The sequence below is a fragment of the Actinokineospora auranticolor genome (assembly GCF_002934265.1).
Lineage (GTDB): Bacteria > Actinomycetota > Actinomycetes > Mycobacteriales > Pseudonocardiaceae > Actinokineospora > Actinokineospora auranticolor.
Genome location: NZ_PTIX01000004.1, coordinates 371,500 through 390,788 on the forward strand (window position 1 = coordinate 371,500; position 19,289 = coordinate 390,788).

At 71.9% G+C, this 19,289-nt stretch carries 16 protein-coding genes; 13 read left to right on the plus strand and 3 right to left on the minus strand.

Annotation, left to right across the window (positions count from 1 at the left end; translation table 11 throughout):
• Positions 1–166 precede the first annotated feature (166 nt).
• From CLV40_RS10150 to proB, 6 genes are all read left to right on the plus strand, one after another.
• Entirely contained in the window at positions 167–910 is a 744-nt protein-coding gene (locus tag CLV40_RS10150) for a TIGR03936 family radical SAM-associated protein (protein WP_104478589.1), read from the plus strand.
• Between the two features lie 189 nt (positions 911–1,099).
• The gene (locus CLV40_RS10155) at positions 1,100–3,895 is read left to right on the plus strand and encodes a translation initiation factor IF-2 N-terminal domain-containing protein (protein ID WP_104478590.1); all 2,796 of its coding nucleotides are present in this window, start codon (positions 1,100–1,102) and stop codon (positions 3,893–3,895) included.
• Between the two features lie 182 nt (positions 3,896–4,077).
• Positions 4,078–4,386, plus strand: coding sequence for a 50S ribosomal protein L21 (rplU, locus tag CLV40_RS10160; RefSeq protein WP_104478591.1), 309 nt, complete (start codon positions 4,078–4,080; stop codon positions 4,384–4,386).
• A 15-nt stretch (positions 4,387–4,401) separates the two neighbouring features.
• Positions 4,402–4,659 carry a 50S ribosomal protein L27 gene (rpmA, locus tag CLV40_RS10165; protein WP_104478592.1) on the plus strand — a complete coding sequence of 86 codons (258 nt, stop codon included), beginning with the start codon at positions 4,402–4,404 and terminating at the stop codon, positions 4,657–4,659.
• Positions 4,660–4,767: 108 nt separating this feature from the next.
• Complete coding sequence (gene obgE / locus CLV40_RS10170; protein ID WP_104478593.1) at positions 4,768–6,246, plus strand: GTPase ObgE; 1,479 nt, start codon at positions 4,768–4,770, stop codon at positions 6,244–6,246.
• Positions 6,247–6,464: 218 nt separating this feature from the next.
• The gene (gene proB, locus CLV40_RS10175; protein WP_104478594.1) at positions 6,465–7,577 is read left to right on the plus strand and encodes a glutamate 5-kinase; all 1,113 of its coding nucleotides are present in this window, start codon (positions 6,465–6,467) and stop codon (positions 7,575–7,577) included.
• A 432-nt stretch (positions 7,578–8,009) separates the two neighbouring features.
• Here the strand turns inward: proB and CLV40_RS10180 are convergent, their stop codons facing one another.
• Together CLV40_RS10180 and CLV40_RS10185 are read right to left on the minus strand one after the other, a co-directional pair.
• The gene (locus tag CLV40_RS10180) at positions 8,010–10,103 is read right to left on the minus strand and encodes a RecQ family ATP-dependent DNA helicase (RefSeq protein WP_104478595.1); all 2,094 of its coding nucleotides are present in this window, start codon (positions 10,101–10,103) and stop codon (positions 8,010–8,012) included.
• A 178-nt stretch (positions 10,104–10,281) separates the two neighbouring features.
• Positions 10,282–10,968, minus strand: a complete 687-nt coding sequence (locus CLV40_RS10185; protein WP_104478768.1) for a nitroreductase family protein — start codon at positions 10,966–10,968, stop codon at positions 10,282–10,284.
• Positions 10,969–11,119: 151 nt separating this feature from the next.
• Between CLV40_RS10185 and nadD the strand changes: the two genes are divergently transcribed.
• The 7 genes from nadD (at position 11,120) to CLV40_RS10220 (ending at position 17,885) form a co-directional block, all read left to right on the plus strand.
• On the plus strand, positions 11,120–11,710 hold the full coding sequence (gene nadD, locus CLV40_RS10190) for a nicotinate-nucleotide adenylyltransferase (protein WP_104478596.1): 591 nt from the start codon (positions 11,120–11,122) through the stop codon (positions 11,708–11,710).
• A gap of 61 nt (positions 11,711–11,771) precedes the next feature.
• On the plus strand, positions 11,772–12,155 hold the full coding sequence (gene rsfS / locus CLV40_RS10195; protein WP_104478597.1) for a ribosome silencing factor: 384 nt from the start codon (positions 11,772–11,774) through the stop codon (positions 12,153–12,155).
• Positions 12,152–12,766, plus strand: coding sequence for a histidine phosphatase family protein (locus CLV40_RS10200; protein WP_104478598.1), 615 nt, complete (start codon positions 12,152–12,154; stop codon positions 12,764–12,766). The genes rsfS and CLV40_RS10200 overlap by 4 nt, the downstream gene beginning before the upstream one ends.
• Positions 12,767–12,769: 3 nt before the next feature.
• Positions 12,770–13,507, plus strand: coding sequence for a diglucosylglycerate octanoyltransferase (octT, locus tag CLV40_RS10205; protein ID WP_104478599.1), 738 nt, complete (start codon positions 12,770–12,772; stop codon positions 13,505–13,507).
• Positions 13,508–13,518: 11 nt separating this feature from the next.
• Positions 13,519–14,367, plus strand: a complete 849-nt coding sequence (locus tag CLV40_RS10210) for a DegV family protein (protein WP_104478600.1) — start codon at positions 13,519–13,521, stop codon at positions 14,365–14,367.
• A gap of 91 nt (positions 14,368–14,458) precedes the next feature.
• Positions 14,459–15,199, plus strand: a complete 741-nt coding sequence (locus CLV40_RS10215; protein ID WP_104478601.1) for a ComEA family DNA-binding protein — start codon at positions 14,459–14,461, stop codon at positions 15,197–15,199.
• Between the two features lie 322 nt (positions 15,200–15,521).
• Complete coding sequence (locus tag CLV40_RS10220; RefSeq protein WP_374065557.1) at positions 15,522–17,885, plus strand: ComEC/Rec2 family competence protein; 2,364 nt, start codon at positions 15,522–15,524, stop codon at positions 17,883–17,885.
• Between the two features lie 128 nt (positions 17,886–18,013).
• Here the strand turns inward: CLV40_RS10220 and thrC are convergent, their stop codons facing one another.
• Positions 18,014–19,279, minus strand: a complete 1,266-nt coding sequence (thrC, locus tag CLV40_RS10225; RefSeq protein WP_104478603.1) for a threonine synthase — start codon at positions 19,277–19,279, stop codon at positions 18,014–18,016.
• Between the last annotated feature and the right edge of the window lie 10 nt (positions 19,280–19,289).

Consider the following 19,289-nt stretch of genomic DNA (forward strand, 5'->3'; position numbering starts at 1 on the left):
GTGCGGACGCTATCCACGCCACGGGAGCGAAACAAGCGCGCGAGCCGAATTGGCGCTCCCGGTACGGTGCCACTGTCCCGGTGAGCTCACCACCGGAGGACAGCGACTCCACCGGAAGGAGTAACCCCTGAGCCGCCAGGACCAACCCAACCCGTCGGCGCCGCCGGTGCAGAAGATCCGGCTGCGCTACGCCAAGCGGGGTCGGCTGCGCTTCACCTCGCACCGCGACGTGGCCCGCGCCTTCGAGCGCGCCCTGCGCCGCGCGGGCGTGCCGATGGCCTACTCCCAGGGGTTCAACCCGCACCCCAAGATCTCCTGGATCGGCGCGGCGCCCACCGGGGTGGCCAGCGAGGCCGAGTACGTCGAGATCCAGGTCGTCGAGGCGCTCGACCCGGCGAGCCTGGCGCGGGTGCTCGACGCGGCGCTGGCCCCCGGCCTCGACGTGCTCGAGGCGGTGCAGGCGGGACCGGGCGGGCTCGCCGAGCGCATGGAGGCCAGCGACTGGCACATCGAGCTGCCCGGGGTCGACCCGGACACGCTGAGTGTCGCCGTCGAGCGCCTGCTCGCCGAGGAGCACGTCGAGGTGGAGCGGCTGACCAAGGACGGCAGACGGCTCATCGACGCCCGACCTGCGGTGATCCGCGCCGAGGTGACCGAATCCGGGGGCGACACCCCCGGTGTGGGGATCGACATGTCCTACCCGGAGCGTTCGTGTGGGATACTGCGTGTGGTCGTCCGGCAGACAACACCGGCCGTGCGACCCGACGACGTGCTGAGCGCGCTCCGCGTGGTCGCCGCTCTGGAACCGCCGGTGCCCGCGAAGGCGACACGGACGGCCCAGGGGCGGCTTGACGACGAAGGCGGTCTGTCCGATCCGTTGGCCCTCGACAGGCAAGCGGGCCTCGGGTAGTCCATCGGGGAGACGGAGTCGCCTCAGCCGTGGTCGAACGACCTGCCGTCAGCCGGTTGCGGTCCCGATGACCACAGCCGCCAGCGGTGATGGGCGAGGATTCCCGCCGCCTTGCGCGGTGGAACAAGGACAACTAGGGCCCCTGAGCGGCCGCGTCTGGCACGACGCGCCCGGGGGCGGAGGAGCTACATGTCGGACACGACTACCCCTGCCGGGGCCACCGGCGGGGCCGCCACCACACCCGTTGAGCAGGCGCTGGCGGAACTGCCCGCCAAGGTGCGCGTGCACGCGCTGGCCAAGCTGCTGTCGGTGAGCAGCAAGGAGGTCATCGCCACCCTCGACCGGATCGGCGAGACGGTGCGCGGTGCGCAATCCAGCGTCAGCAAGGAGACGGCCGCGCTCGTCGTGCGCGCGCTGCTCGACGAGCCCGAGGTCGTCGAACCCGCGGCCGTCGAGCCCGAGGTCGTCGAGGACGAGCCCGAGGTGGTCGAGGCCGCCCCGCGCCGGATCCCGCCCACGCCGGTGTTCGCCTCCGCGTCGCCGCTGTTCCTGCCCCCGGAGCCCGCCGCGTCCCGGCCCGCCCCGGTCCAGCCGGTCGCGGTGGTCGAGCCCGCGCCGGTCGAGGCGGAGGAGCCCCCGGTCGCCGATGAGGACGACGACGAGGACGGCGCCCACAGCAGGCGCCGCCGCCGCGGTCGCCGCGGTCGCGGTCGCGGCAAGGGCGCGGCCGACGAGGCGGGCGAGCCCGCCGAGGACGAGGCCAAGCCCGCCGCCGAGGCCGAGGAGCCCGAGGAGGAGCCGGAAGCCGAGACCGAGGCCGACGACGCGGGCGACGCGGGCAGCCGCCGCCGCAGGCGTCGCCGCCGCCGCAAGGGCGGCGGCGACGACGACGGCGCGGACGCGGGCGACGACCCGCCGAACACCGTCGTGCACGTCCGCGAGGCCCGCGACGAGAAGGCCGAGGCCGCGTCGGCCCGCGACGAGGTGCGCAGCGTGCGCGGCTCGACCCGGCTGGAGGCCAAGCGCCAGCGCCGCCGCGACGGCCGGGAGGCGGGCCGCAGGCGCGCGCCGATCCTGTCGGAGGCCGAGTTCCTGGCCCGCCGCGAGGCCGTCGACCGCGCCATGGTGGTGCGCGAGCACGGCGACCGCACGCAGATCGCGGTCACGGAGGACGGCGTCCTCGTCGAGCACTTCGTGACCTCGTCCGGCACCGGCTCGCTGGTCGGCAACGTCTACCTGGGCCGCGTGCAGAACGTGCTGCCCAGCATGGAAGCCGCGTTCGTCGACATCGGCCGCGGCCGCAACGCCGTGCTCTACGCCGGTGAGGTCGACTGGGACGCCGCCGGTCTGGAGGGCAAGGCCCGCAAGATCGAGCAGGCGCTGTCCACCGGAGACAGCGTCCTGGTGCAGGTCACCAAGGACCCGGTCGGGCACAAGGGCGCCCGGCTCACCACCCAGATCAGCCTCCCCGGCCGCTTCCTGGTCTACGTGCCCGGCGGCGGCGCGACCGGCATCTCCCGCAAGCTGCCGGAGAACGAGCGGCGCAGGCTCAAGGACCTGCTCAAGCGCATCGTCCCCGAGGACGCGGGTGTGATCATCCGCACGGCCTCGGAGGGCATCGCCGAGGCGGAGCTCGACCGCGACGTCCGCCGCCTGCAGGCGCAGTGGCAGGTCATCCGGGACAAGTCCGACGGCACCAACGGCACCCGCCGGTCGAACGCCCCCGCGCTGCTCTACGAGGAGCCCGACCTGCTGGTCAAGGTCGTGCGCGACCTGTTCACCGAGGACTTCACCTCGCTGGTGGTGCAGGGCGACCAGGCGTGGGAGACCATCGACGCCTACGTCCGCCACGTCGCCCCCGAGCTGCTGGAGCGGGTGCGCAGGCACGTCGGCACCAAGGACGTCTTCGCCGAGCACCGGGTCGACGAGCAGCTGCTCAAGGCGCTCGACCGCAAGGTCTGGCTGCCCTCCGGCGGCTACCTGGTGATCGACCGCACCGAGGCGATGACGGTCATCGACGTCAACACCGGCAAGTTCACCGGCTCCGGGGGCAACCTCGAGGAGACGGTCACCCGCAACAACCTGGAGTCGGCCGAGGAGATCGTCCGCCAGCTGCGGCTGCGCGACATCGGAGGCATCATCGTGATCGACTTCATCGACATGGTGCTGGAGTCCAACCGGGACCTGGTGCTGCGCAGGCTCACCGAGTGCCTCGGCCGCGACCGCACCCGGCACCAGGTGGCCGAGGTCACCTCGCTCGGGCTCGTGCAGATGACCCGCAAGCGGGTCGGCACCGGGCTGCTGGAGGCGTTCAGCACCACCTGCGAGCACTGCAAGGGCCGCGGTGTGGTCGTCACCACCGAGCCGACGCTCAAGGCGCCCGCGGCCAACGGCGGTGGTCAGCCGCAGCCCGAGAAGCCGCAGCAGCAACAGCAGCAGCAGGGCGGTGGCAGGCGCAACCGCAACCGCGGCAGCGACGAGCAGAAGACCCGCGAACCCGCCCGCGAGCAGGTCAAGGACGAGTCGGCCAAGGTCGCGGTCCGGGACATCGCCAAGGCCACCCGGCACGTCGCCGACGTCCCGGAGGTCTCGGGCAACGGCAACGGGCACGGCCCGCACCACACCGAGCACGCCGTCGCCGAGCCCGCCGCGCCGTTCAGCGCGGAGGACCTCTCCGAGAGCGTCGTGGCGGCCGACTCCGAGGTGCCTGAAGGCCGGGCGTCGCGCAGGCGCCGCACCAGCCGCCGCGCCCAGGGCGCGCCGTCCGGTGGCGCCGAGGCGCTGACCGTCGTGCGGGCCGAGGTGGAGCAGCGCGCGGCCGAGCCGCCGCTGGCCGCGTCGGCCGCGCAGGTCCGGTCGGCCTCGGAGCCCAGGTCGAGCGCGGGTGTCGAGCCGGTCGAGCCGGTCGTGCCCCGTCGGCGGACGCCCCGACGGGCCGCTTCCCGGCCCGCCGGACCGCCCGTGGACGCGACCAACGACAACTGAGGGGACCCCGGTTTGACCGTGGATTCCACCGGCACGTAACCTGTTACACGGCCCGCCCATCGGTGGGCTGTGTCGTGCCAAGCCCGGTCCGCCGAGGCGGTCCCCGCGCCAGTGGGGGGCTAAGCCTGCGGACCAGGGCTCGCAGGACCCCCACCGTCTAGTAGCAGGAGACTTCCGTCCCGATGTACGCGATCGTCAAGACCGGCGGCAAGCAGTACAAGGTGGCTGTTGGCGACGTCGTCGAGGTCGAGAAGCTCGAGGGCGCGCCGGGCACCGAGCTGAGCCTCGCCGCGGTGCTCGTCGTCGACGGCACCGACGTCACCTCGGACGCGGACGCCCTGGCGAAGGTCTCGGTGACCGGCAAGGTCGTCGAGCAGACCAAGGGCCCCAAGATCCGGATCCACAAGTTCAAGAACAAGACCGGGTACCACAAGCGACAGGGTCACCGTCAGAAGCTGACCCGCGTCGAGGTCACCGGCATCACCAAGTAGAGGACCTGAGCAGCCATGGCACACAAGAAAGGCGCGTCCAGCTCCCGCAACGGGCGCGACTCGAACGCCCAGTACCTCGGCGTGAAGCGCTACGGCGGCCAGGTCGTCAAGGCGGGCGAGATCCTGATCCGCCAGCGCGGCACCAAGTTCCACCCGGGTGTGGACGTGGGCCGCGGCAAGGACGACACCCTCTTCGCGCTCGCCGCCGGTGCGGTCCAGTTCGGCACCAAGCGCGGTCGCAAGACCGTCAACATCGTCCCGGTCGAGGCCTGATCGGCACCCGGGACAGCTAGATCCCGACGAGGGGCGGGCCGGAGCGGATCCGGTTCGCCCCTCGTTCGCGTTTCGAGGCCGCACGGCCTCGGTGAAAGGAAGACACCCGTGTCCCGTTTCGTCGACCGAGTCGTCATCCACGCCGCCGCGGGCAGCGGCGGCAACGGGTGCGCGTCGGTGCACCGCGAGAAGTACAAGCCGCTCGGCGGCCCCGACGGCGGCAACGGCGGCAACGGCGGCGACGTCATCCTCGTGGTCGACGGCAACGTGCACACGCTGCTGGACTTCCACTTCCACCCGCACGCGGGCGCGGCCAGCGGCAAGCAGGGCCAGGGCGCGAACCGCGACGGCGCCATGGGCGAGGACCTGGAACTGCTCGTGCCCGACGGCACGGTCATCCTCGACGAGTCCGGTGCGGTCCTCGCCGACCTGGTCGGGCACGGCACCCGGTTCGTCGCCGCGCGCGGTGGCCGGGGCGGCCTGGGCAACGCGGCGCTGGCCTCGAAGGCGCGGCGGGCGCCCGGGTTCGCGCTGCTCGGCGAGCCGGGGGAAACCCGCGACCTGGTGCTGGAGCTGCGGTCGGTGGCCGACGCCGGGCTGCTGGGCTTCCCGTCGGCGGGCAAGTCCTCGCTGATCGCGGTGCTGTCCTCGGCCAAGCCGAAGATCGCCGACTACCCGTTCACCACCCTGGTGCCGAACCTCGGCGTGGTGACGGCGGGGGAGTCGGTGTACACGATGGCCGACGTGCCCGGGCTGATCCCGGGCGCCAGCCAGGGCAAGGGGCTGGGGCTGGACTTCCTGCGGCACATCGAGCGGTGCTCGGTGCTGGTGCACGTGGTCGACTGCGCGACCTATGAGCCGGGCCGCGACCCGGTGTCGGACATCGACGCGCTTGAGGAGGAGCTGGCCCGGTACACCCCCGCGCTCGGCGGCGACCTGGCCTCCCGGCCGCGCCTGGTGGTGCTGAACAAGGTCGACGTACCCGAGGCCCGCGACCTGGCGGAGATGGTGCGCGCCGAGATCGAGGCGCGCGGGCTGCCGGTGTTCGAGGTGTCGACGGTGACCCGGGCCGGGCTGCGCGAGCTGAGCTTCGCCCTGGCCAAGGTCATCGAGGAAGACCGCGCGAGCAGGCCTGCCCCCGAGGTGACCCGCGTCGTCCTGCGGCCGACCGCGGTGGACGACTCCGGCTTCACGGTCGAGCGCGACCCGGCGGACGAGGACGGCTTCATCGTCCGCGGCGAACGCCCGGACCGCTGGATCCGCCAGACCGACTTCAACAACACCGAGGCCGTCGGCTACCTGGCCGACCGCCTGGCCCGCCTGGGCGTCGAGGAGGCCCTGGCCAAGCAGGGCGCCGTGCCCGGCTGCCCGGTGACCATCGGCGGCGTCACGTTCGACTGGGAGCCGTCGACCCCGGCGGGCATCGCGGTGATGATGCAGACCCGGGGCAACGACCCCCGCCTCGACCGCAACGAGCGGATCGGCGCGTCCGAGCGCAAGGTCGCCAAGCTGTCCCGTCGCAAGCACGTCGACTACGGCGACTACAGCGAGACCGGCATCGCCCACTACGACGACGATGACGAGTGAGCGAGCCCACGTCCGCCTGGTCGCCCGACCGGTGTTCGTAGTGGCCTGTCGTATCGTCACGGCGCTGAGGTCGTACGCCACCCGCTACCGGACCTCGCCCCGGTAAGACCAGGCCGTCGACCACGGCCCGCGTCGACGGTGCTGACTGCGCGCCGGTGGCTCGGCGAGGTCAGGTCGTTGTCGAGCAGGTTGGTCCCGTCTCGGAGGGGTGAGCTCGGATGAGCACCCGTGCAGCTGTCGCCGACGCGCGGCTCGTGGTCGTCAAGGTCGGGTCGTCGTCGTTGACCACGGCCGAGGGCGGTCTCGACCCGGCGCGGTTGGACGACCTCGTCGACGCGATCGCGGGGCGGCGCGCGGCGGGCAGCCAGGTCGTCCTGGTGTCCTCCGGTGCCATCGCGGCCGGGTTGGCGCCGCTGGGCATCGCCCGGCGGCCGCGTGACCTGGCGACCCAGCAGGCGGCGGCGAGCGTGGGGCAGATCGTGCTGGGTCACGCGTACGTGGCCTCCTTCGCCCGCCACTCCCTGCGCGTCGGCCAGGTGCTGCTGACCGCCGACGACGTCGTCCGCCGCTCCCACTACCGCAACGCCCAGCGGACCCTCACGCGCTTGCTGGCCCTCGGCGCGGTGCCCGTCGTCAACGAGAACGACACCGTGGCCACCGACGAGATCCGCTTCGGCGACAACGACCGCCTCGCGGCCCTGGTGGCCCACCTCATCGGCGCCGACGCCCTGGTCCTCCTGTCCGATGTGGACGCTCTCTACGACGGCGACCCGCGCCTGGGCCCGGCCCGGCGCATCACCGAGGTGGCAGGCGGGTCCGATGTGGAGGGTGTGCGCGCGGGCACGTCGGGCGCGTCCGGCCTGGGCACCGGCGGCATGGCCTCGAAACTCGCCGCCGCCCGCCTTGCCTCCGCCGCGGGCGTCCCAGTCCTGCTCGCCGCCGCGACGGACGCCGTGAACGCCCTCGGCCCCGCTGAGGTGGGCACCGCCTTCGCCACCGCGGGCCGCCGGCTGTCGTCCCGCCGCTTCTGGCTCGCCTACGCCGCGGACTCCACCGGCACCCTCACCCTCGACGACGGGGCCGTGGCCGCCGTCGTCCGCGACCGCCGCTCCCTCCTCGCCGCGGGCATCACCGCCACCACCGGCGACTTCGTGGCGGGAGACGTGGTCGAGCTGACCGACCAGTCAGGCAACGTCATTGCCCGCGGCATCACCAACTACGACGCCCCGGAACTCCCAGACCTGATCGGCCACCAATCCCACACCCTCCCCACCAGCCGCCGCCGAGAGGTCATCCACGCCGACGACCTGGTCCCGCTCGCGCACCACTGACCAGCCGTCACCGAACTCCCCGGCGCGGGCATCGCCCTGGTCCTGTCCGAACGCCGAGACCATCCAGGGAACTGGCTACGCGGTCGACCAGGCTGGTCGCCGATTTGGTGGCCATGGCCAACTCCAGCAAGGAAAGCGCCACCGGCGAGGCCTTCCGGCCACCATCACCAAACGGCCTCAACGCGGCCATCCCGGTTGCGTGCACCGGACACGCCGACCAGCGCGCACGACCCGCACACCTCGCAGCACCATCGCGTCCGCGACCCCGCTCGCCCGTGGAGTCTTGCTCTGGTCGCCGCCTGTGAACCGTGGGTCGCGGGGAACTCGGCGGGTAGTCGACTGAGCGCGCCGCCTGCCTGCTGAGCACCGCATGGCCCGCCTGCTATTCAGTTGTCGCGATCACGTTTTCTGCCGCCCTCGCAGACCGCCCGCTCAGGTCGTCGTGGCCAGGGCGAATGGCAGCACCTCCTTCGCTCCCGCGTCGCGGAGTCGGGCCGCGGCGACGGTCATGGTCCAGCCCGTGTCGACGCGGTCGTCGATCAGCAGTACCGGCCCCGTCGCCGATCGCACCTGCTCCGCCACCTCCTCCGGCACCGCCAGCGACTTCCACAGCCACGACAGCCGCTGCGCGCTGTTCGCCTGTGGTGCCGAAGAGCGTGACTCCACCGTGCCCAGCCACGGCAGTCGCCCGATCGTCGCGATCCGCTCACCGAAGCTGCTCACCAGCCGAGGTCGCGTGGTCGACCCCACCGTCACCACCCCGGACGGCCGCTCGCTCCACCCCCACGTCGCCAGCACCTGCACGCAGGCGTTCACGACCTCCTCCGGCACGACCTCGTCCGGACCCGCGAACACCTCCCGCAACCGATTACCCCACCCGATGTCAGTCAACCGACCCAGGGCCCGACCGGGTTCCGCCGCCCGGTCCGCCGAGATCCGCCCCGACAGCGGCACCCCGAGCGCGGCCATCCCGGTCGGCCACTGCTTCTTCGGCGTGATCTCCACCCCTGGCCGCCGCAGCCGCTCCTCGGCCGCCGCCACCCCGGCCTCGGACACCTCCGCGCTCCACCGCTCACCCGTGCAGTTGTCGCACCGGCCGCACGGCGCCGCGTGGGGGTCGTCCAGCTGCCGCAGCAGGAACTCCATGCGGCACCCGGTGGTCTCCTGGTACTCCAGGATCGCCTGCTGCTCGGCCTGACGGGCCTGCGCGATCCGCCCGTAGCGCGCGCCGTCGTACTCCCACGGCGCCCCGGTCGACTCCCACCCGCCGCGCACCCGCCGGACCGCGCCGTCCACGTCGAGCACCTTCAACACCATCTCCAACCTGCCCCGCGACAGGTCCACCAGCGGTTCCAACGCCTGCGTCGACAACGCCCGCCCCGCGTCCGCCAGCGCGGCCAAGACCTCCCGCACCGCCGGTTCGCGTGGGAACGCGAGGGAGGCGAAGTAGCTCCAGATGTCCTTGTCCTCGGTGCCCGGCAGCAACACCACATCCGCCCGGCGGACGCCGCGACCCGCGCGGCCGATCTGCTGGTAGTACGAGATGGGCGACTGCGGCGCGCCCACGTGCATGACGAAACCGAGGTCCGGCTTGTCGAATCCCATCCCGAGCGCGGAAGTCGCGACCAGCGCTTTCACCCGATTCGCGAGCAGGTCGTCCTCGGCGCGCAACCGGTCGGCCTGCTCGGTGCGCCCCGTGTACGCCGCGACCGCGTACCCGCGGTCGCGCAGGAACGACGCGAGTTCCTCGGCGGCGGCCACGGTCAGGGTATAGATAATCCCCGATCCGGTGAACTTGTCGAGATTCTCGGCGAGCCAGGCCAATCGCGCTTTGGCGGTCGGCAACCGCAGCACTCCCAGGCGCAGGCTTTCCCGGTCCAACGGCCCTCGCAGCACGAGTGCTTTCCCGGTCCCCAGGTCCAATTGCTGGGAGACGTCGTGGACGACGCGGTCATTCGCGGTCGCCGTGGTGGCCAGTACCGGCACGTCTTCCGGCAATTCCCCGAGCAGCGTGCGCAGGCGGCGGTAATCGGGCCGGAAATCGTGTCCCCAGTCCGAGATGCAGTGCGCCTCGTCGACCACCAGCATCCCGGCCGACGCCGTCAACTGGGGCAGCACCGCGTCGCGGAAATCGGGGTTGTTCAGCCGCTCCGGACTGACCAGCAACACGTCGACCTCGCCGTCGGCGACGGCGTCGTGCACCCGGGTCCAGTCCTCGGGGTTCGACGAGTTGATCGTCGCCGCGCGCACGCCCGCCCGAGCCGCGGCCTCCACCTGGTTGCGCATAAGCGCGAGCAATGGCGAGACGATCACCGTCGGTCCCTCGCCGCGCGCCCGCAGCAGCGCGGTCGCGACGAAGTAGACCGCCGATTTGCCCCATCCCGTGCGCTGCACCACGAGGGCACGGCTGCGCCCGGAGACCAGTGCCCGGATCGCGGTCCACTGGTCGTCGCGCAGCCGCGCCTCGGGGCCTGCCAGGGCCCGCAGACGTTCCTCTGCCGAGTTCCGCAATGCCAAATCGTCCACACGACATGGATACCGCGCGTGGACGACAGCCGTCGACCCGCCACCCGGTGCTGTGGATGGATCCGGCCCATGTGGATAAAACCTGCCTCGCGCGAACGCGCACCATCCGCGCGAGGCAGGACCCCGGTTGCGGATACCGGGGTTCCGACGGGGGAGCGGTGGCTCCCCTGCCGGAGTCCTAGAAGGTCACCAGGACCTGGTCGAGGTCCTTGCGCACCAACCGTGGCACGGTGGCGTCGTCGGCCGGGTAACCGACCGGGATCACCGCGAACGCCTTCTCGTTGCGGGGGCGCTCCAAGACCTCGGAGAGGAACTTCATCGGGCTCGGGGTGTGCGTGAGCGCAGCCAACCCGGATAGGTGCAGCGCGGTCAAGAGCATGCCGACGGCGATACCGACCGATTCGTCGACGTAGTAGTGCTTGTGCTGCTCACCGTTGTCGTCGAGGTAGAACCGCTGTTCGAACACGACGATCAGGTAGGGAGCGTCCGTCAGGTGCGGCTTGTTGTGGTCCGTCCCTAGCGGTCGCAACGCCGACAGCCACTCGTCGCCGAGTCGGCCAGCGTAGGAGATCTGCTCCTCGTTCTCGGCTTCCGCGCGGATGCGGGCTCGGATGTCCGGGTCCTTGACCAGCACGAACGTCCACGGCTGCTGGTGAGCGCCGGACGGGGCAGTGGCCGCTACCGCTATCGCATCGATCACGACCTGCTCGGGCACGGGGTCGGTCGAGAAGGCACGCACGGTGCGCCGCTGGTCCATCTTGGTGCGCAGCTCCGCTGCCGCCTGCAGCGACTCCTCGGCCGTCACCTTGGTGGGGCGGTACGGCACGGGGTCGTACGGCTGATCGTGGATCGGTATCCAAGCCATGTCCGGCAGTCTCCCGGTCGAAAAGCCGCTGGTGGTCATACCGATCCGGTCATAGGACCCGGCTAATGACCCGAACGGTCGTGTCCGGAAGTCGTTCACGCGAGATGTCTCCCACACAACCACGCGTGTCAACACCCCGTAGGCTCGCCCTATGGCGCGTCGGATAGGGATCATGGGCGGCACCTTCGACCCGGTGCACCATGGACACCTCGTAGCGGCCAGTGAGGTGCAGGCGCGCTTCGAACTCGACGAGGTCATCTTCGTGCCGACCGGCGTCCCGTGGCAGAAAGGTGGCCGGGAGGTAAGCGCGGCGGAAGACCGCTATCTGATGACCGTAGTGGCCACGGCGTCCAATCCCCGCTTTTCCGTCAGCCGGGCGGACATAGACCGCGAAGGCGTTACGTACACGGTCGACACTCTGCGTGACCTGGGTACCCGATATCCGGACGCCGATCTGTTCTTCATCACCGGCGCCGACGCCTTGGAACAGATCCTGTCCTGGCATCGCGCCGACGAACTGTTCACCCTCGCCCACTTCGTGGGTGTCACCCGGCCGGGATACGACCTCGCCGCCACCCACCTGCCGTCCGGCAGCGTGAGCCTGGTCGAGGTGCCCGCGCTGGCCATCTCCTCCACCGACTGCCGCGCGCGCGTGGCCGCGGGTCAGCCGGTCTGGTACCTGGTCCCCGACGGTGTCGTGCAGTACATCTCCAAGAGGCGCCTGTACGCCGCCGAGGATTAACCGGCGCGCGCATACCGGTACCCTCGAGTGGTTAGCCCTGGCGATACCAACGAGGAGTGACGTGGCAGCGACGGACGTGGCACGCAACCTGGCCCTGGTCGCGGCCGCCGCGGCCGCCGACAAGAAGGCGGGAGACGTGATCGTGCTGGACGTCTCCGACCAACTCGTCATCACCGACTGCTTCGTGATCGCCTCCGCGGCGAACGAGCGGCAGGTCGGCGCGATCGTGGAGAGCGTCGAGGACCGGATGCGCGAGGCGGGGACCAAGCCGGTGCGCCGCGAGGGCGCCCGCGAGGGCCGCTGGGTGCTGCTGGACTTCGTCGACGTGGTGGTGCACATCCAGCACGCCGAGGAGCGCTCGTTCTACGGCCTGGAGCGGCTGTGGAAGGACTGCCCGCGCATCGACTTCGTGGCGGACCATCCCGCCGACGAGGACGACGAGTGACCCTGCGCAGGCTGGTCCTGTGGCGCCACGGCGAGACCGACTACAACGCCAGTGGCCGGATGCAGGGGCACATCGACTCGAACCTGACCGAGGTCGGCTGGAACCAGGCCAGGTTCGCGGTGCCCGCGCTGGCCAGGTTCGCTGCGGACCTCATCGTGGCCTCCGACCTGCGCCGGGCCACCGACACGGCCACGGTGTTCAGCGAGGCCACCGGGGTGCCGCTGCGGTTCGACAAGCGTTTGCGCGAGACCAACCTGGGGTCCTGGCAGGGCAAGACCGGTGCCGAGATCGACGCCGAGTGGCCGGGGGGGCGCGCGGAGTGGCAGACCGACGCCACGTGGACACCGCCTGGCGGTGAGTCGCGCGTGGAGGTCGCGGCCCGGGCGACCGAGGTCGTCGCGGGCCTCGACGAGGGTGTGGACGGGACGGCCGTGCTGTGCGCGCACGGCGGCCTGATCACGGCGCTGACCGGCAGCCTCCTGGAGCTCCCGGTGGCCAACTGGTGGCAGCTCGGCGGCATCAGCAACTGCCACTGGACGGTGCTGGCGCGCCGGGAGACCAGCGGGCTCGCGTGGCGCCTGATCGCCTACAACGCGGGCATCACCGGCTAGCCGATGGCGCCGACCGTCCTGCTGTTCGGCGACTCGCTGAGCTTCCACGGCCCCGACGGTCCCCATCCCTCCGACGACCCCCGGATCTGGCCGAACCTCGCGATGTCCGCTGTCGGCGGGCAGGTCGAGTTGTTCGCCGGTTTCGGTTGGACCGCGCGCGACGCCTACTGGTCGCTGGTGGGCGACCCGCGCGTGTGGACTGTCGTGCCGCATGTGGACATCCTTGTGCTCGCGGTGGGCGGCATGGATACGCTTCCCTCGCCGCTGCCGACCTACCTGCGCCTTGGTATCCGCTATCTGCGGCCGGACGGTCTGCGTCGGCGCGTGCGCGAGGCGTACCTTGCCGCGCAACCGTGGTTGGCCCGTGTGACCCGTGGGCGTCCGGTGGCGCTGTCCGCGCCTCTTAGCGTGCGCTACCTCAACGACATAGTCGTGGCAATCCGCGCACTACGGCCGGATTTGCCCGTAGTGGTCATGTTGCCTTCGGTGCACCGTGCTGCCGCGTACGGCAATGTGCACACGGGGCGTGAGCGCGCGGTGGCGATGGTGAGTGCTTGGGCGGCGCGCAGCGGGGTGAACGTCTTCGACGTCGCCGAGGTGGTGCGCGCGCACGTGCTCGGTGGCCACGGCAACCCGGACGGCATGCACTGGGGGTGGGACGGGCACCGGCTGGTCGGGGCCGCCATGGCCGACCTGCTGGTCCAGCGCGGCCTTGTAGTAGACCCGGCGGCGGACAACTAGGCTTCTGCCACGTGCCGATCGCTGTGGTTACCGACTCGACCGCCTACCTGCCGGAGGGCGTCGCCGACCGGCATGCGATCCGCGTCATCCCGCTGCTGGTCCGCGTGGACGGCAGAGAAGGGCGCGACGGCATCGACATGGGGCCTGTCCAACTGGCCCAGGCGCTCCAGGAGCGGCGGATGGTGACCACCTCGCGGCCCAACCCCGCCGAGTTCGCCGCGGCGTACCAGCGGACCCTCGACGGGGGCGCCGACGGGATCCTGTCCGTCCACCTGTCCCGCGACCTGTCCGGCACCTGGGAGTCCGCGCGGCTCGCGGCCGAGGAGTGCGGGCCCGACCTGGTGCGCGTGGTCGATTCCCGGACCACCGGCATGGGACTGGGGTTCGCCGCGCTGCGCGCCGCCGCGGTGGCCGCCGCGGGTGCCGGGGGAGCGGAGGTCGAGGCCGCGGCGGTCCGGGCGGCGAGCACCACGACCAGCTTCTTCATGGTCGAGACCCTGGAGTACCTGCGCCGAGGTGGCCGGATCGGTGCCGCGGCGGCCCTGCTGGGCACCGCGCTGGCGATGAAACCGATCCTGCACGTCCGGGATGGGCAGATCGTGCCGCTGGAGAAGGTGCGCACCACCGGGCGGGCGCTGGGGCGGCTCGTCGACCTGGCCGTGGGCGAGGCGGCGGGTGGACCGGTGGATCTCGCCGTGCACCACCTCGGTGCGCCGGAACGGGCAGCGGAACTCGCGGAACGGCTCACCGAGCGGGTTCCGGGGACGCGCGAGTGCGTGATCGCCGAGTTGGGTGCGGCAATTGGCGCACATACCGGGCCTGGCGTTCTTGGCGTCGTAGTGGCGCCAAAAACGCCGTAAGGTGGACCGGATTTATCCACATAGGCCGAAGTTGTCCACAGGAATCCTGCTGCTTCCCCGGTTTCTTTGACCTGGCCCTAGCTTCGGTGTCATGGCAGAGAAAAACCGCACCGATCAGATGGACGCCGTCCTCGCCCGCCTCGCCGCCGTCGCGGGCAGGCCCTGGGACCGAACCGAGGAAGAGCCGCCCACGCCCACTCCTGGGCGGCGTGGGCGAAGGCGGCGGCAGTCCGACCCGCCGACAGCGGCGGACCACAGTGGACAAAACCGGCGCGCGCGGACGCCGATCACCCTGGTCCTGGGGATCATCGCCGCCGCCGTGGTGATCACCGGTGCCGTCGCCCTGTCGGACACGCCGACCAAGGAGGTGCCCCCGAACCTGGCCGCGGCGACCGTCGAGCAGCCGGTGCCCAGCGCGGTCCCGGTGACCGTCGACGTCGTGGGCAAGGTCCACGAGCCCGGCCTGCGCACGTTGCCGGAGGGCTCCCGGGTCGACGACGCCCTGCGGGCCAGCGGCGGAGCACTGCCCGGGACCGACCTCACGACACTGAACCTGGCCCGGAAACTCGTGGATGGGGAACAGCTCGCGGTCGGTGTCCCGGCACCGGTGGCGGAAGTCGTCGAAGCGAAGCCGGGCGGCGTCGTCAACCTCAACACCGCGTCCCTGCCCCTGCTCGACACCCTTCCCGGAGTCGGGTCGGTCACCGCCCAACGCATCCTCGACTGGCGGGCCGAACACGGCGGGTTCACCCGGGTGGAACAGCTGCGCGAGATCGAAGGCATCGGCGGGGCCAAGTTCGAGAAGCTTCGCCAACTGGTCACCGTCCGATGACTCGCGGAACCGCAACCTCGACACTCCCGCGTGGGTGTCCGCCCACGGGCTCGCTCGGCCATCCCGATGCCCGCGCGGCCGGGTCGGACTGGCGTGCTTCTCGAGTACGTCCTGCCCAGGCTGGGTATTTGGCCGGCGGCGGGTATCTCGGCGCTCGCCATGAGCGGTGGGGCTCGGATGATCGTCGGAGCGACTGCGGGCTTTCGTACCAGCGTTCGGATGATCGGCGGGACGCGGTCCGATGAGAGGCCGCCTGCCGGGGACGATTCGGCGGATCGCGCGACGGGCTCCGGGCTTTGGGGAGGCACGGCGCTGGGCCCGAGTGCGTTCGTCGGAGTCGGATGCCGAGGCGGTGAGGCCGGCGCACGACTACCGATTGCTGGGAGGCGCGGCCGTGGTGTTCACGGCAGCGCTGTCGGGATTGTTGGTGCACTGGATCGCGGCAGTCGTCGTCGGTGCCGTTGCGGTGCTTGCCGGGGTGTTGTTGGCGCGTCGTCGTGTGGAGCCGTTGCGGATCTCGGCCGGGTGGCCGCTGGTCGTGTGCGGGGTGTTGGCGGTGTGGCCGGTGGCCACGCGGATGGAGGCCGCTGCCAGCGACCCGCTGCGGGAGGCGGCCGCGGCCGGGGCGGAGGTCGAGTTGCGGTTGGAGGTGAGTGAACGACCGAGGCGGGTGCGGAGTACGGGGTTCGGTGCGACGCCGTCCGGGGTGCGGACTGTCGTTGTGGCGGCCAACTCCGGTGATAGCCGGGTGCTCGTACTGGCGCCGGTCGACCGGTGGGCGGATGTCCTTCCTGGACAGGAGGTCGTCGCCAAAGGCACGGTGGCGCCCGCGGAAACCGGCTCGCTGACCGTCGCGGTGCTGCGTGTTCGTGGACCGCCGCTGTGGGCCGGGGAGGCACCGGGATGGCAGCGGGCCGCGCGAGCGTTGCGGATCGGTCTGCGGGAGGCGTCCGGGGTGCTCGACGACGAGCAGGCGGGGTTGCTGCCCGCGCTGGTGGTCGGGGACACCGACGGGATGGTTTCCGCGGTCGAGGACGAGTTCAAGGCGAGCGGCATGACCCACCTGCTCGCGGTCAGCGGCGCGAACCTCGCGATCGTCTGCGTGGTGGTGCTGTACCTGCTGCGGCTGATGCAGGTGGGTCCACGCGGGTCGGCGGTCGGCGCCCTGGTGGCGTTGGTGGGATTCGTGGTGCTCGCCGGGCCGGAGCCGAGTGTGCTGCGTGCCGGCGTGATGGGTGCCGTTGGTCTCCTGGCGCTCGCGTTGGGGCGTGAGCGGTCCGCGATCCCCGCGTTGGCGGTGGCCGTGATCGGGCTCGTGGTCCACGACCCGGCGATGGCGGTCGACTTCGGGTTCGTGTTGTCCGTTCTGGCGACCGGTGCGCTGGTGCTGCTCGCACCGCGCTGGGTCGACGGGCTGGCGGCTCGACGGGTGCCGCGTGTCCTCGCCGAGGCGTTGGCGGTGCCCGCCGCCGCGCACCTCGCGACGGCACCGGTTGTCGCCGGGATGAGCGGTCAGGTGAGCCTCGTCGCGGTGGTGGCGAACCTGGTGGCGGCACCGGTGGTCGCGCCCGCGACAGTGCTCGGGTTGGTCGCCGCGTTGATCGCTCCCTTGGCGCCGTGGGCCGCCGAGTGGGTGGTGCGGCTGGCGGGGCCGGAGGTCGACTGGCTCGTCCTCGTGGGCGGCACGGCCGCCTCGGTGCCCGGTGCCGTGCTCGACTGGCCGGGCGGCTGGTGGGGTGGGCTGCTGCTGGCGGCGGTGCTCGCCGGTCTGGTGTTGGCCATCCGACTGAGCCGGGTCCGGGTCGTGGTCGCCTTGGTGTTGGCCGGTGTGCTGCTGGTCTTGGTGCCTGTTCGGGTGTTGGCGCCGAGGTGGCCGCCCGCCGGCTGGGCGGCCGTGGCCTGCGACGTCGGCCAAGGCGACGCGCTGGTTCTGTCCACTGCGGACAGTGGGCGGGTGGTGCTGGTCGACACCGGGCCCGATCCGGTGCCGGTGCGGGACTGCCTGGACCGGTTGGCCGTCGACCGGGTGGCGTTGGTGGTGCTGAGCCACCTGCACGCCGATCACGTGGGCGGGCTGGCGGGTGTGCTCGCGACCCGGGCCGTCGGCGCGGTCGCCGTCGGGCCGGGGAGGTCGCCGGGGTGGGCTTGGCGGCAGGTTCGTCAGGAGGTGGCGGAAGCCGGGGTTCCACTGCTCCGGTTGACGTCAGGGCAACGGATGGTGTGGCCCGGGCTGGTGCTGGACGTGCTGGCGCCGCCGGGCGGAGAGGAGGAAGGAGAGCGGGGCGCGGACGCGGCCCAGGACGGAACGGCGATCAACAACCGGTCCGTGGTCCTGCGGGCCACGACCCGGGCGGGTCGGCTGCTGCTGACCGGCGACGTGGAGCTGGCGGCACAGGCGGACCTGCTGGCGGCGGGCGTGGATCTGACCGCCGACGTGGTCAAGGTGCCGCACCACGGCTCGCGGTACACGTCGCCGAGGTTCTTGGGCGCGGTTCGGGCGACGGTGGCGTTGGTCAGTGTCGGAGCGGGCAACCGCTACGGCCACCCGAGCCCCCGGACCCTCGCCGCCGTCGGTCGGGGAACCCTGGTGGCCCGCACCGACCACGACGGTGACAGCGCCATCACCGCTGCCGACGGCAAGCCGGTCCTGGTCACCCGGGGAAGCCCGCGCGGGCCACCCCGCTGATGGCCGCTGTCGTTGCGCCCCAACACAAACGCCCCGACCGGGTGGTCGAGGCGTGGGGTGGGGCTGTCCGTGGTTGGGCGGGTGTGGAGCACCCGCCCAACCTGCGGAAGCAGTCCGGTTCCGGGCGCTCAGCCGCGGTTGAGGACCTCGCGGACGGCGGCGGCCGACGGGGGGATGGTGGCGCGGGGGCCGATGTGGTCCTGGACGGCGTCCAGGGTCTTGAGGCCGTCACCGGTGATGAGGAGGACGGTCTCGGCGTCGGGGTCGAGCTGGCCGGTCTCGATCAGCTTCTTGGCCGTGGCCACGGTGACGCCACCGGCGGTCTCGGCGAAGATGCCCTCGGTGCGGGCCAGCAGGCGGATGCCCTCGACGACCTCGGCGTCGGTGACGTCCTCGACCGCGCCGTTGGTGCGGCGGACCGAGTCGAGCACGTACGGGCCGTCGGCGGGGGCGCCGATCGCCAGGGAGCGGGCGATGGTGTCCGGCTTGACCGGGCGGATCACGTCCTCGCCCGACTTGAACGCCGCCGCGACCGGGGAGCAGCCGGTGGCCTGCGCGCCGAACACCCGGTACGGGGTCGGCTCGACCAGGCCGAGCTCGCCCAGCTCGCGGAAGGCCTTGTCGACCTTGGTGAGCTGGGAGCCGGAGGCGACCGGGACCACGACCTGGCCCGGCAGCCGCCAGCCCAGCTGCTCGGCGACCTCGTAGCCCAGCGTCTTGGAGCCCTCGGCGTAGTAGGGGCGGACGTTGACGTTGACGAACGCCCAGTCCTCGTGCTCGGCGGCCAGCTCGGTGGCCAGGCGGTTGACGTCGTCGTAGTTGCCGTCGACGGCGATCAGGGCGCCGTCGTAGACCGCGGTGGTGAGGATCTTCGCGCGCTCCAGCGACGACGGGATCAGCACGACCGACTCCCAGCCCGCGCGGGCGGCCGCGGCGGCCACGGCGTTGGCGAGGTTGCCGGTGGACGGGCAGGCCAGCACGGTGAAACCGAGCTGGCGGGCGGCGGCGAGCGCGACGGCGACGACGCGGTCCTTGAACGAGTGGGTGGGGTTGCCGGTGTCGTCCTTGACCCACAGCGACCGCACGCCCAGCGCGGCGGCCAGCCGGTCGGCCTTCACCAGCCGGGTCAGGCCCGGGTCGGTGTTGGGGTAGGAGTCGACGTCGGCGGGCACCGGGAGCAGGTTCCGGTACCGCCAGATCGACTTGGGGCCCGCTTCGATGTCCGCGCGAGTGATGGTGCCGAACTCGTAGGCGACCTCGAGCGGGCCGAAACACTCCGCGCAGGCGAACTCGGCGGCGAGCGGGATCCGGTGGCCGCACTCACGACAGGACAGGGCGCGCGCGGGGCCCAAGTCGAGGGGCGTGGTGGTCTGGACGTCGACAGACGATGTCATCGCGAGGCAT

Coding starts and splice junctions, on each gene's coding strand:
- nadD (WP_104478596.1), top strand. CDS start 11,120: ATGGCGCGTCGGATAGGGATCATGGGCGGCACCTTCGACCCGGTGCAC.
- octT (WP_104478599.1), top strand. CDS start 12,770: ATGGCGCCGACCGTCCTGCTGTTCGGCGACTCGCTGAGCTTCCACGGC.
- proB (WP_104478594.1), top strand. CDS start 6,465: ATGAGCACCCGTGCAGCTGTCGCCGACGCGCGGCTCGTGGTCGTCAAG.
- rplU (WP_104478591.1), top strand. CDS start 4,078: ATGTACGCGATCGTCAAGACCGGCGGCAAGCAGTACAAGGTGGCTGTT.
- rpmA (WP_104478592.1), top strand. CDS start 4,402: ATGGCACACAAGAAAGGCGCGTCCAGCTCCCGCAACGGGCGCGACTCG.
- thrC (WP_104478603.1), bottom strand. CDS start 19,279: ATGACATCGTCTGTCGACGTCCAGACCACCACGCCCCTCGACTTGGGC.
- CLV40_RS10185 (WP_104478768.1), bottom strand. CDS start 10,968: ATGGCTTGGATACCGATCCACGATCAGCCGTACGACCCCGTGCCGTAC.
- CLV40_RS10155 (WP_104478590.1), top strand. CDS start 1,100: ATGTCGGACACGACTACCCCTGCCGGGGCCACCGGCGGGGCCGCCACC.
- CLV40_RS10215 (WP_104478601.1), top strand. CDS start 14,459: ATGGCAGAGAAAAACCGCACCGATCAGATGGACGCCGTCCTCGCCCGC.